Genomic DNA, 12,332 nt, shown 5'->3' on the forward strand with positions numbered 1-12,332 from the left:
GAGGCGGGTTTTGGTCACGCCTCAGCGTTCACCGGATCAACACAACAAAGCAAGCCATCAAAACAGCAAGCCATCAAACGCAAAACGGCCCGACACTGTCGGACCGTTTCAAATCGTGCAATCTGTCGCGCCTCAGCGGCGGCGGTCGCGCCGTGACGACATTGGCTGGAACGCCACGCCCACATGCGCCTCGCAATAGGGTTTGCCCGCTTGCACCGGCAGGCCGCAGAACCAGAAATCTTCGGTCGCAGGATCTCCCACCGGCCATTTGCAGGTGCGCTCGGTCAGTTCCATCAGGCTCAGGCGCTTGGCCTTTTTCTCGATTTCGCTGACCTTGGCCAAGGCCTCGGGGCTGATCTCGTTGGCCGAGGGCTGCGGTGGCAGCGGCTGACCGGCGGGAATGATCTTGGCGCGCGCAGGCATCACCGCAACGCGGGTTTCCGGCACCGGCTCTTCTTTGGGCTGGGGCTTGGCTTCGACCTTTGGCTTGGCCTCTGCCTTGGGCTTGACCTCGGCCTTGGGGGTCGCGGGCTTGGCCTTGGGTTCGGGCTTGGCCGCGGCCGCACCCGAGCCTGCGCGGTTCGACAGGCCCAGACGGTGGACCTTTCCGATCACGGCGTTGCGGGTCACGCCACCAAGCTCCTTGGCGATCTGGCTGGCCGACTGGCCCTCGCCCCACATCTTTTTCAGAAGTTCAACACGGTCGTCTGTCCAGGACATGCAGGCTTTTCCTAGCTAAAAAGCGGCGCATCTCTGATGGCCGCTCCAATATCAAAATCAGGCCCCTATTCTAATCACTCAGCATGGAGTTACAAGGCAAGAACCCACTTACCGCCGATCTGGCGCAGGCACCGGTGTTGATCCGGTGCCGGAAACTGCAACAGGTCGGCCTTTGCGCCGCAACCACGCCTCGCGCAGGGCCAGCAGCAAAGCGCCCGCAACGATGATACAGGCGCCGGCAATTGTCACCCCGTCAGGGATCACATCGTAAAAGATCACGTCGTAAAATGCGGCAAAGATCAGCGTCAAATAGCTGAACGGCGCAACAAAGCTGGCATCGGCGCGCGCCATCGCATTTACAAAACAGGTCTGTGCACAGGCCATCAATAGCCCCAGCGCCCCCATCAATCCCCATTGCGCCAATGTGGGCGGCTGCCAGAATGCGATCACCGCCAGCGTCGAGATTGCCACGCCAAGGGCATTGTTTATCAACAGAATCTGGAATGCCCCCTCGCGCCCTGACAGGCGTTTGATGAAGATCAGCTCCAGCCCCATGATGGCGGCAGCCCCCAGCGCCAGCAGGGCCGCAGGCTGGAAACTGTCCGGCGTCGGGCGCAACAGCACCATCGCCCCCGCCAGCGCAATGGCCGCCGCTGTCCAGCGAATGCGCCCGACCTGTTCACCCAGCAGCGGAATCGCCAGCACCATGCCGAAGACCGGATTGAGAAATGTGATCGCCGTGGCATCGGCCAGCGGAATATAGGCAACCGAGGCAAACATCAGCGTCACCCCGGCCCAACCCGCCGAGGTGCGCGCCAGGTGCCAGCGCATATGCGGGCGCGTGACCTTGGGCCGCACCACCGCCGCTGCAAGTGACAGGCCAGGAAAGGCAAACACAAAGCGCCCGTTGCTGATCTGTAGCGGGTGCAGCGCCGGGCCGAACTGGTCCGATCCCAGCGCCTTGGCAATCAGCATGGTTGCCGCGATGAACGCACAGGCCGTGCAGATCAACGTGGCCGCAAGGGCAGGATTCTGGGCGCGGGGTGAGAACATGGCAGATCAATGCGGCAGTGGCTTGGGCAAGACAAGTGTCTGCATCCGCTAAAATCTCTTTCTTTCGCAAAAGACCTGCGCTAAACACCGCCCCATGACAGCAACGGCACATATCAATTCAATCCGACGACGCACCGCGTAACGTCCCTCGTGTCGCGGGTTTTTCCCGCTTGTCCATTGCCAAACGGCACCTCAATCCTTCAAATCTGTTGACCCTGCGGCTTGCGTCATGCACCAAAGTGCTTCGCACCGCCCGTATCAAAGGACGATCACCATGATCCCCTCCGTTCTGCCGACCTATTCCCGCGCTCCGCTGAGCTTTGTCAAAGGCGAAGGCGCCTGGCTGATCGAGGCTGACGGGTCGCGATACCTCGACCTTGGGGCGGGCATTGCCGTGAACGTGCTGGGCCACGCCAATCCGGCACTGGTCAAGGCGCTGAGCGATCAGGCACAGGCGCTGTGGCACACCTCGAACCTCTACCAGATTCCGCAACAGCAGGCGCTGGCCGACAAGCTGGTCGATGCCACCTTTGCCGATACGGTGTTCTTCACCAACTCGGGCACCGAGGCTTGCGAACTGGCCGTCAAGATGGCGCGCAAGTACTGGTATGACAAAGGCCAGCCAGAGCGGGTCGAGATCATCACCTTCTCCGGCTCTTTCCATGGCCGGTCCGCGGCCGGCATCGCCGCTGCAGGCTCCGAAAAGATGGTCAAAGGCTTCGGCCCGATCCTTGGCGGGTTTGTCCACCTTGACTGGGGCGATATTGACGCCGTGGCGGCGGCCATCACCGACCAGACCGCCGCGATCCTGATCGAACCTGTACAGGGCGAGGGCGGCATTCGCCCGCTTCCCGATCAGGACCTCAAGGCTCTGCGTGATCTGTGTGACGCACACGGCATCCTGCTGATCCTGGACGAAGTGCAATGCGGCGTCGGCCGCACCGGCAAGCTGTTCGCCCATGAATGGGCGGGCATCACGCCTGACATCATGATGGTCGCCAAGGGCATCGGCGGCGGCTTCCCCCTGGGCGCGGTGCTGGCCACCGAAGACGCCGCATCCGGCATGACCGCAGGCACACACGGTTCGACCTATGGCGGCAACCCTCTGGGCTGTGCCGTGGGCTGCGCCGTGATGGATATCGTGTCCGACCCCACTTTCCTGGCCGAGGTCAACCGCAAGGCAGGCCTGTTGCGCCAAAAGCTGGAAGGGCTGATTGCCAGCCACCCGGACGTGTTCGAAAGCGTACGCGGATCAGGCATGATGCTGGGCCTCAAGTGCAAGGCCGCCAACACCGATGTTGTCGCCGCTGGCTACAAAAACCACGTGATCACAGTGCCCGCCGCCGACAATGTGATCCGCCTGTTGCCCCCGCTCAACCTCACCGACGAGGACATTGCCGAGGCGGTCACCCGTCTCGATGCCGCAGCCGCCAGCCTGTCCTGACGGGCTCTTTTGGCTCTAAATATCCCGGGGGTCCGGGGGCAGTGCCCCCGTCGCCGGCCAATACAGAAAATGACTTATGAAACACTTTCTTGATATCCACACCACCGACCCCGCCGAATTGCGCAGCATCATCGACACCGGCCGCGCCATCAAGGACGCCCGTGCAGGCCGCCCCAAGGGCACGCCCGACGATGACCAGCCCCTTGCGGGCCACATGGTCGCGCTGATCTTTGAAAAACCATCCACCCGCACCCGCGTCAGCTTTGACGTGGGCGTGCGCCAGATGGGCGGGCAAACCATGGTACTGTCGGGGGCCGACATGCAACTGGGCCACGGCGAAACCATCGCCGACACCGCCCGCGTGCTGTCTCGCTATGTCGACCTGATCATGATCCGCACCTTTGAAGAGGCAACCCTTCTGGAAATGGCCGAATATGCCACGGTGCCGGTGATCAACGGGCTGACCAACCGCACGCACCCCTGCCAGATCATGGCCGACATCATGACCTTTGAAGAACACGCAGGCCCGATCAAGGGCCGCAAGGTTGTGTGGTCCGGCGACGGCAACAACGTCTTTGCCTCCTTCGCCCACGCGGCCAAGCAGTTTGATTTCGACCTGGTCTTCACCGGCCCCGAAACCCTGCAACCCGAGGCGGCGCTGAACGGTCTCTACACCACCGAGCGCGACCCCAACAAAGCGGTGCAGGGGGCCGATCTGGTGGTCACCGATACCTGGGTGTCGATGCACGATCCGCAATCGGCCCGCGAGCGCCGACACAACCAGCTGCGCGGCTATCAGGTGAACAACGCACTGATGTCCAAGGCCAAGCCCGACGCTCTGTTCATGCACTGCCTGCCGGCCCACCGCGATGACGAGGCCACCTCCGAAGTCATGGACGGCCCCAACTCGGTGATTTTTGATGAGGCCGAAAACCGCCTGCACGCCCAAAAGGCCGTCATGCGCTGGTGCCTCGGAAAATAATGTAATCTCCCCCGGGACAGCCTTCTTTTGGCCCGAAATATCCTGGGGGAGACGCGCAGCGTCGGGGGCAAAGCCCCTAAGACCCTCAGCCCAGATCGGGAAACCAGTCGGGCAGCGCACACTTGCTGTCCAGCTTGAACGAGCGCGACCGCACCAGTCCGATCCTGGCATCCACCGTCGGCCCTGCCGCCAGCTCGGTGCGCGCCATACGCACGCCCTGTTGCCAGTCAACCGCCTCCATGCGCGTCACCTGTGTCTGCACCTTGCGCGCTTCATGGGCCGGGTCTTCCCAGGCCTTGCCCGGCAGCCCCTTGCCGGGGCCCGTTGCCACCGCGGCGCGGTGCACATTCGCCTCGGACAGTGCCGCGCGGTTCGCGAATTTCAGATGGGCCAGAAACACCCCGTCGGGCAACACATAGTCGAACTGCGCCACACGTCGGGGCCGTACCTGCACCCCGTGACGTTTCATCGCCACCCCGCCGCGCACGGCCCATGCTTTGCTGTAATGTCCTGAAAACACGCCAAAGGTGCCGTCATCGGTCTGCACCAACTCCAGCCCCAGTGCAAACAACGCCTGTCCGCTCAGGCCTGCAAACACGGTCTCCAGACCGGCGTGTTGGGCCGGATCAAGGCAGATCAATTCGTCGGCGTCGGTGCGGATCACCCAGTCATATACCTCGGCCAGACCCGCCTGAATGCCGTTCAGCATCCGCCCGCGCACCCCGTCAAAGCCGGACAGGTCGTCGCGCGGCACGGTCAGGATGCTGGCCTTAGGGCAGATCTGCGCGATTTTGGGGTCGGGCCCATGGGCGACAACCACCAGATGTTCAGCCCCCAACAGCGCGCCATAGTGGCGATACCACTGCGCCAGCGCCCAGTAATCGCGGTAAACCATGGTGATTGCACATATCTTCATGCAGGCATCTAGCCCGCGTCGCGTCTGCGGAACAAGCCGGAACATGTCGAAAACACGGCGCCATGGCTTGCCCCCACGCTGCGGGCAGGTATGTTTCGGGGCAGGTTCAATAACATCAGGCAGGGCATATGGCGCAACAGGACAGGCGGGCGCAGATCGGGGTTTACGGTCTGGGCACAATGGGCAGCGCCCTGGCTCTGAATTTGGCGGATCACGGTTTTGATGTGGCGGTGTCAAACCGCGAGGCTGACTGGATCGAAACCTTTCTTCCCGAGGCCGCAGGTCTGGCTGGCACCGTCACCGGCCACGCCGATCTGGCCGATTTCGTCGCCGCCATCGCCGCTCCGCGCACCATCCTGTTCATGATCCCTTCGACCAGGCCGATGGATATGATGATCGAAGCGATCACGCCGCACCTGTCCGAGGGCGACACGATCATCGACGGTGGCAACGCCGATTTCAACGACACCCGGCGGCGCAGTGCCGCATTGGACGGCACGGGCATCCACTTTGTCGGCATGGGCGTGTCGGGCGGGGAAGAAGGCGCACGCCACGGTCCGTCTATGATGGTTGGGGGTTCGGATCATTCCTGGGCGCAGCTCAAACCGATGGCACAGGCGATTGCCGCCAAGTTCCACGGTGACCCTTGCGTAGCCCACCTTGGCCCCGATGGTGCGGGCCATTTCGTCAAGACGGTGCACAATGGCATCGAATACGCCGATATGCAGATGATCGCCGAGGTTTACGGCCTGATGCGCGATCAGGCGGGGATGGACGCGGGCCAGATCGGTCAGGTCTTTGACGGCTGGCGCGACGGGCCGCTGGCGTCCTATCTGATTGACATTACGGCCAAGGCGCTGGCCTCGTCCGATGCGGCCACGGGCCAACCCATCGTGGACGTGATCCGCGATCAGGCGGGGCAAAAGGGCACAGGCCGCTGGACCCTGATCGAAGCCTTGAAAATGGGTCAAAGCGCCTCGACCATCGAGGCCGCGGTGGGGGCACGCGGCTGGTCGTCCGAGGGCGATGTGCGTCGCGCGGCGCAGGACCTTCTGGACCCTGCAACACAGGCTGCCGACTTGCCTGAAATGGATGATTTGGAAAACGCCCTGCTGGCCGCACGCATCCTTGGCCATGCGCAGGGCTTCCGCGTTTTGTCTGCGGCCTCGGAAGAGTTCAACTGGGATCTGGACCTTGCCCGCATTGCCGAAATCTGGCGGGCGGGCTGCATCATCCGCTCGGCGCTGCTGGACGAATTTGCGGGCGCAGTGCGCGCCGGATTGCCGCACGGCCACCTGATCCTTGCCCCCGCGATGCGCACCCGTCTGACGGCGGCCCTGCCGGGGCTGCGGCGTGTGGTTGCGGCGGCGGCACTCAGCGGACAGCCGGTGCCGGCACTGTCAGCGGCGCTGGCGTGGCATGACACGATGGCCTTGGGCCGTGGCACTGCGAACATGATCCAGGCACAGCGCGATTACTTCGGCGCGCACGGGTTCGAGCGGATGGATCAGGACGGCGCGCACCACGGGGAGTGGTTGCGTTAGAGGCGACGTTTGACGCGTAGCGTCGGGTCTTCCTGCGTCGGATCTTCCGGCCAGGGATGCTTGGGGTATTGTCCGCGCATGTCCTTGCGCACATCGGCATAGGAACTGGCCCAGAACCCCGGCAGGTCCATGGTGATCTGGATGGGCCGGTGCGCGGGCGACAGCAGTGTGACCTTCAGCGGCTTGCCCGCCACGGTCGGGTGACGGGTGACGCCGAACATCTCTTGCAAGCGCACCGCGATTTCCGGCGCGTCGCCGCTGTAGTCGATCGGCACATTCCGTCCCAGCGGTGTGGTGAAATGCGAGGGGGCCGCGCGGTCCAGCGCCTGCGCCTCGTCCCAGCCCAGCCGCGCCTTCAACGCAGGGGTCAGATCAAAGGCCTTCCAGTCGGCAGCGGTCCGCACGCCGCCAAGATGCGGCAGCAGCCAGTCCTTAAGTGTTGTGATGAGGTGATCATCAGACCAGTTATCCGCATCCACCAGCCGCGCCCGTGCCAGAAACCGTGCCGCCTTGGCCGAGGGCAGCAGGCCCAGTTGCCGTATGCCATCCAGCATCGCCACGGCGATATCCTCGGGCGGCGCATCCCGCCACGCGCGGTCCTCCAGCACCAGCGCGCCCAGCCGTTCCTGCTGGCGCGCCAGTACGCGGCCCTCGCGTTTGGACCACAGGCAGACGTCATGCCATGCAATCGCATCGCCAAAGGTGGCGCGCAGGTCGGCGTCGCTGATCTCGATCGCCTGCCGGATCTTCGCCTCGCGCGGGTCGCCGTCCAGATCGGTCGCCACGATCAGCCGCGCGCCAGCCAGCGCGTCGCCATCGGGCAGGACCGCGCCCTTGCCACCTGACAGGACAAAGCGCGGCGCATCGCCCTTGCGGCGCAGACCGATGCGATCAGGGTAGGCCAGCGCCGCCATCGCCCCCATCGACTGCGCATTGCCCGAGGTGCGGGATTTCAGGCGTTTCGCCTCTTGCCGCACCCTTGCCAGCGCGCCGCGCTGCACCGCGTTGCCGAACCGGTCGGGGCTGCGCAGGGCCTGCATCCGCAACCGCAGGTCGCTGCCCATGCCGCGCAGGATGTCGCGTTCGGCCAGCAGGGCCGCCAGTTCCGCAGCACCCGCACCGCCGCGCACCAGCATATGCGCCAGACGCGGGTGCAGTGGCAGCCCCGACAGCGCGCGGCCATGGGCCGTGATGCGGCCCGCGGCGTCCAAGGCCTCCAGCATCCGCAACACCTCGACCGCTTCGCCGTAGCGGCCCGGATGCGGCGGCGTGACAAAGCTCAGCTCCTCCGGCGTGGCCCCCCACAGCGCCAGTTCCAGCGCCATGCCGGTCAGGTCCCCCGCCTCGATCTCGGCGGGGGGGAAAGCGGCCAGCGCCCCGTCCTCTCCACGCGTCCACAGTTTGTAGCAATGTCCCGCCGCCACACGCCCCGCACGGCCGGCCCGCTGGGTGGCCTCGGCGCGGGTGACGCGCTCGGTCACCAACCGCGACATGCCGCTGGAGGGATCGAAGCGCGCGCGCCGCGCCAATCCGGCGTCCACCACGATGCGGATGTCGGGCAGGGTCAGTGATGTTTCGGCAATGGCCGTGGCCAGCACCACCTTGCGCCCCGTTTTCGCAGGCGCAATCGCGGCGCGCTGGGCGGCAAAGTCCATGGCCCCGAACAGCGGATGCACCGCCACGTCACTGCCAAAGCTGCCGTCCAGAAGCCCCTGAACGCGCCGGATCTCGCCCTCACCCGGCAGGAAGACCAGCGCGCTGCCGGTTTGCGCACGCAGGGCGTCGCGGATCAGATCGGCAACCGCCCCTTCCAGCCGCGCCTGACCGCGGGGGCGGTCCAACCAGTGGGGTGTCACCTCATATGCACGGCCCTCGGATGTGACCAGCGGCGCATTCAGCATCTCGGCCACGGGGGCGGCATCCAGCGTGGCGGACATCACCACCAGATGCAGGTCGTCGCGCAAGGCCTCGGCCACCTCAAGACACAGCGCCAGCCCCAGATCGGCATTCAGGCTGCGTTCGTGAAATTCGTCAAAGATCACCACGCCGACGCCGGGCAGGTCGGGATCGGACTGGATCATGCGGGTCAGGATGCCTTCGGTCACAACCTCGATGCGGGTGGATTTGCCCACTTTCGCCTCGCCGCGCACGCGGTAGCCGACGGTTTCGCCCACAGGCTCGCCCAGTGTTTCGGCCATACGCTCGGCGGCGGTGCGCGCGGCCAGCCGGCGCGGCTCAAGCATCACGATGCGCCCCGTGAAACCCGCCTCCATCAGCGCCAGCGGCACGCGCGTGGTCTTGCCCGCACCGGGGGGCGCTTGCAGGACCAGCCGTTTGTGCGCGGCAAGCTGTGTGCAAACCGCGTCCAGCACGTCATCAATGGGCAGGGCAACTGTCATGTCTGTGCTTATCTGCGAAACCGAGGCCAAGGCCAAGGCTGGACAAATCGGCGTATAGACCGGAAAAACGGGGCCAAGCACGAAAGGCACGCAGATGGACATCACCGACACCGCCCAACGCATCACATCGGGCGACCGCCGCGCGCTGGCCCGCGCGATTACGCTGGTGGAAAGCGGGCGGGCCGATCACCGTGCGCAGGCGGCGGAACTTCTGGGCGCCTTGCCGCGAGAACGCCAAGCCTTGCGCATCGGTTTGTCGGGCACGCCGGGCGTGGGAAAAAGCACCTTTATCGAAAGCTTCGGGATGATGCTGACAGGGCAGGGGCTGCGCGTGGCGGTGCTGGCTGTCGATCCGTCCTCGGCGCGCTCGGGCGGCTCGATCCTGGGGGACAAGACGCGGATGGACCGGCTGGCGCGTGAACCCAAGGCGTTTATTCGTCCCAGCCCCAGCCAGACCCATCTGGGCGGCGTCGCGCGGCGCACCCGTGAAGCTGTTGCCCTGTGCGAGGCGGCAGGCTTTGACGTGGTGTTGATCGAAACCGTGGGCGTGGGCCAGTCGGAAACCGTGGTGGCGCAGATGGCCGATCTGTTCCTGCTGCTGCTGGCGCCGGCGGGTGGTGACGAGCTGCAGGGTGTCAAACGCGGCATCATGGAAATGGCCGACGTGATTCTGGTGAACAAGGCAGATGGCGACCTGAAAGCGACCGCCACACGCACCTGTGCCGATTATGCCGGGGCGCTGCGGCTGTTGCGCAAACGTCCCCAGGACCCGGCGGGCTTTCCCAAGGCGATGATGGTTTCGGCACTGGAAGACACCGGCCTGAGCGCGGCGTGGGAGACGATGCAGGAGCTGGCAGGCTGGCGGCGCGAGAACGGGTTTTTCGACAGGACCCGTGCGGAACAGGCGCAATACTGGTTCGAGCAGGATGTGCGCGCGGCCCTGCTGGCGCAGCTGGACGGGGCGCAGGCGCGTGCCGATATGGCGCGGCTGGGGGCCGAGGTGGCGCAGGGGCGCACCGATCCGGCGCTGGCGGCACGGCAGATGCTGGCCAGCTTGGGCCACACACGCAGCTGATCGCGCAATAAGGCAGTGAAACCTGCGCAATCACGCTTGACCCTTGATGCGATTCCCCCTATTGCCACCAGACGAAATTAGGGGCGCAGCTGCGAGCGGCGCTTGTTGTCGTTTCGGGGACCGCCCTGACAGCGACCAGAACAAAAGGATAATCCCATGTCGCGTCGTTGCGAACTGACCGGAAAAGGCCCCATGTCTGGCAACAATGTCAGCCACGCCAACAACAAAACACGTCGTCGGTTTCTGCCGAACCTGAACGATGTCTCGCTGCAGTCCGAAGTGTTGGGCCGCGCGATCAAATTCAAAATCTCGGCTGCGGCACTGCGCACCGTTGACCACCGTGGTGGTCTGGACGCGTTTTTCGCCAAGTCGAAAGACGACGAACTGTCGGCCAACGCGCTGAAAGTGAAAAAAGAAATCGCAAAAGCTCTGGCCGCCAACGCCGCCTGAAGCCTTTGAGGTTCACGAATTTGGCCCCGTCTGCATCCGCAGGCGGGGTCGTTTCGTTTGCGGTGCAGGGCGTTTTGGCGCAGGGCGGGATGGTTGCGCGCGGATCGGGCGGGCTTTAAAGCTGCGCCCATGATCGTGCTGCGCCAAATCACCCTTGTTCTTGCGATGCTGACGCTGGTTGTCACCGCGCAAGCCTTTGCGCTGGCGCGTGGCGCGGCGCCGGTTGCGGGGCAGATGGTGCTGTGTATCGGCACCGGGTCCGTCACCGTGAACATTGATGCCGATGGCCAACCTGTTGGCGCGCCACACATTTGTCCCGATGCCGCGCTGACGCTGCTGGGGCATGATGTGGTTGTTTGGATGCCCGCGCGTGCCGTGGAGATCCGGCGCGCCGAATATGCCGTGGGCCATGTGTCTGTGACGCGCTTGGCGTCTGCGCCCGCCTATCTGTCGCGCGCGCCGCCTGTTTTGCTGTGAAACCCTTTTATCTTTCACTGATCAAAACAAAGGACATATCCACATGTCTCTGACGAAATACCTAGTTACTGCTGCGGTCACCGCCTTGTTGTCCACAGCTGCCTTTGCCGACGGCATTATGGTGCAGGATCCCTATGTGCGCACCTCGCGTCCCAATGCGCCGACGGCTGCGGCGTTCATGACGCTGATGAACCACGGCGACAGCGACGACCGTTTGATCGACGTGCGCAGCGACATCGCCAAAAAGGTCGAGCTGCACACACATGTCGATCAAGGCGGCGGCGTCATGTCGATGACGCAGATCGAAGACGGCATTCCCGTCGCTGCCGGACACACACATGCGTTGGCGCGTGGCGGGGATCATGTGATGCTGATGGGGCTGAACCGGCCACTGGTGCAGGGTGACGAAGTCAAGGTCACGCTGGTGTTCGAAAAGGCGGGCGAGGTCGAGGTGACCATACCCGTTGACAACGAACGCAAAGCCGAAGGGGCGGGTCACGGTGCGATGGACCATTCGCAAATGGACCATTCCCAAATGGATCACGGCACGGAAAAGACAGACTAGGCGTTCAGCAGGCCCTCGACCCATTTCGGCACCGTCTCGCTGGCGGGGCCGAAGTGGGTTTCGTCGAACTGAGAGACCACCAGGGACGGCTCGAGGTTCAACTCGACCGTCAGCGCGCCGTATGCCGCCGCAGCCTGCACAAAACCTGCGGCGGGGTAGACATTGCCGCTGGTGCCGATGGCGGCGAAAATGTCGGCCTCGCTCAGGCGCATTTCGATTTCTTCCATGTAATACGGAATTTCACCGAACCAGACGATGTCGGGGCGGGCCGTGGGTTGGGTGCAGGCGGGGCATGTCTGGCCTGCGGTCATTTTCAGCGATGCCTGCCACCGATGGTCGCAAGCGGCGCAGAGCGCCGAATCAAGTTGCCCGTGCATGTGTAACACATTGGACGAGCCCGCTTTTTCGTGCAGCCCGTCGACGTTCTGCGTGACGATCAACACATCGCCGGGCATCGCCGTCTCAAGCTGTGCCAGCGCCATATGGGCGGCATTGGGGGTGGCCTCGGCCGCCTGTGCGCGGCGGGCGTTGTAGAAATCGACAACCAGTTGCGGGTTGCGCGCGAATCCTTCCGGGGTGGCGACATCCTCGATGCGGTGCTGCGCCCACAGGCCGCCTTCGTCGCGGAAGGTGCCCAATCCGCTTTCGGCAGATATGCCGGCACCTGTCAGGATCACGATTTTCGGCATGGCGGGCACCTTTCGTCT

General features: G+C 64.3%; 12 protein-coding genes. 7 read left to right on the forward strand and 5 right to left on the reverse strand.

The features are described 5' to 3' along the window. Positions 1-132 precede the first annotated feature (132 nt). Together DSM107133_RS04080 and DSM107133_RS04085 are read right to left on the reverse strand one after the other, a co-directional pair. Positions 133-720 carry a GcrA family cell cycle regulator gene (locus tag DSM107133_RS04080; protein WP_114293524.1) on the reverse strand — a complete coding sequence of 196 codons (588 nt, stop codon included), beginning with the start codon at positions 718-720 and terminating at the stop codon, positions 133-135. A 108-nt stretch (positions 721-828) separates the two neighbouring features. Beyond that, positions 829-1,773 (reverse strand): DMT family transporter, encoded by a 945-nt coding sequence (locus DSM107133_RS04085; RefSeq protein WP_114293525.1) that lies wholly within the window; start codon positions 1,771-1,773, stop codon positions 829-831. A gap of 274 nt (positions 1,774-2,047) precedes the next feature. Here DSM107133_RS04085 and DSM107133_RS04090 point away from each other — a divergent pair, with 274 nt between their 5' ends. Together DSM107133_RS04090 and argF are read left to right on the forward strand one after the other, a co-directional pair. After that, positions 2,048-3,217, forward strand: coding sequence for an aspartate aminotransferase family protein (locus DSM107133_RS04090; RefSeq protein WP_114293526.1), 1,170 nt, complete (start codon positions 2,048-2,050; stop codon positions 3,215-3,217). Positions 3,218-3,293: 76 nt separating this feature from the next. After that, the gene (gene argF, locus DSM107133_RS04095; RefSeq protein ID WP_114293527.1) at positions 3,294-4,199 is read left to right on the forward strand and encodes an ornithine carbamoyltransferase; all 906 of its coding nucleotides are present in this window, start codon (positions 3,294-3,296) and stop codon (positions 4,197-4,199) included. 85 nt (positions 4,200-4,284) lie between these two features. On the opposite strand, the gene DSM107133_RS04100 is transcribed toward argF, so the two are convergent. After that, on the reverse strand, positions 4,285-5,115 hold the full coding sequence (locus DSM107133_RS04100; RefSeq protein ID WP_114293528.1) for a glycosyltransferase family 2 protein: 831 nt from the start codon (positions 5,113-5,115) through the stop codon (positions 4,285-4,287). Positions 5,116-5,243: 128 nt separating this feature from the next. On the opposite strand from DSM107133_RS04100, the gene gndA reads away from it, so the two are divergent. Then, positions 5,244-6,659, forward strand: coding sequence for an NADP-dependent phosphogluconate dehydrogenase (gndA, locus tag DSM107133_RS04105; RefSeq protein ID WP_114293529.1), 1,416 nt, complete (start codon positions 5,244-5,246; stop codon positions 6,657-6,659). Here the strand turns inward: gndA and hrpB are convergent. After that, complete coding sequence (gene hrpB / locus DSM107133_RS04110; RefSeq protein WP_114293530.1) at positions 6,656-9,058, reverse strand: ATP-dependent helicase HrpB; 2,403 nt, start codon at positions 9,056-9,058, stop codon at positions 6,656-6,658. The genes gndA and hrpB overlap by 4 nt on opposite strands. Positions 9,059-9,152: 94 nt before the next feature. Between hrpB and meaB the strand changes: the two genes are divergently transcribed. The 4 genes from meaB to DSM107133_RS04130 all read left to right on the forward strand — a co-directional run bounded on the left by meaB (position 9,153) and on the right by DSM107133_RS04130 (position 11,625). Continuing rightward, entirely contained in the window at positions 9,153-10,133 is a 981-nt protein-coding gene (gene meaB / locus DSM107133_RS04115; protein WP_114293531.1) for a methylmalonyl Co-A mutase-associated GTPase MeaB, read from the forward strand. Positions 10,134-10,289: 156 nt separating this feature from the next. Then, positions 10,290-10,583, forward strand: a complete 294-nt coding sequence (rpmB, locus tag DSM107133_RS04120; RefSeq protein ID WP_114293532.1) for a 50S ribosomal protein L28 — start codon at positions 10,290-10,292, stop codon at positions 10,581-10,583. A gap of 129 nt (positions 10,584-10,712) precedes the next feature. Further along, positions 10,713-11,060 carry a hypothetical protein gene (locus DSM107133_RS04125; protein WP_114293533.1) on the forward strand — a complete coding sequence of 116 codons (348 nt, stop codon included), beginning with the start codon at positions 10,713-10,715 and terminating at the stop codon, positions 11,058-11,060. A 43-nt stretch (positions 11,061-11,103) separates the two neighbouring features. Continuing rightward, complete coding sequence (locus DSM107133_RS04130) at positions 11,104-11,625, forward strand: copper chaperone PCu(A)C (RefSeq protein WP_114293534.1); 522 nt, start codon at positions 11,104-11,106, stop codon at positions 11,623-11,625. Here DSM107133_RS04130 and DSM107133_RS04135 read toward each other — a convergent pair. Then, positions 11,622-12,314: an NAD-dependent deacylase gene (locus tag DSM107133_RS04135; protein WP_114293535.1), complete on the reverse strand. Its 693-nt coding sequence runs from the start codon at positions 12,312-12,314 to the stop codon at positions 11,622-11,624. The genes DSM107133_RS04130 and DSM107133_RS04135 overlap by 4 nt on opposite strands. Positions 12,315-12,332: the final 18 nt, after the last annotated feature.

This window comes from Pseudosulfitobacter sp. DSM 107133 (assembly GCF_022788695.1).
In the GTDB taxonomy this organism is placed as follows: Bacteria; Pseudomonadota; Alphaproteobacteria; order Rhodobacterales; family Rhodobacteraceae; genus Pseudosulfitobacter.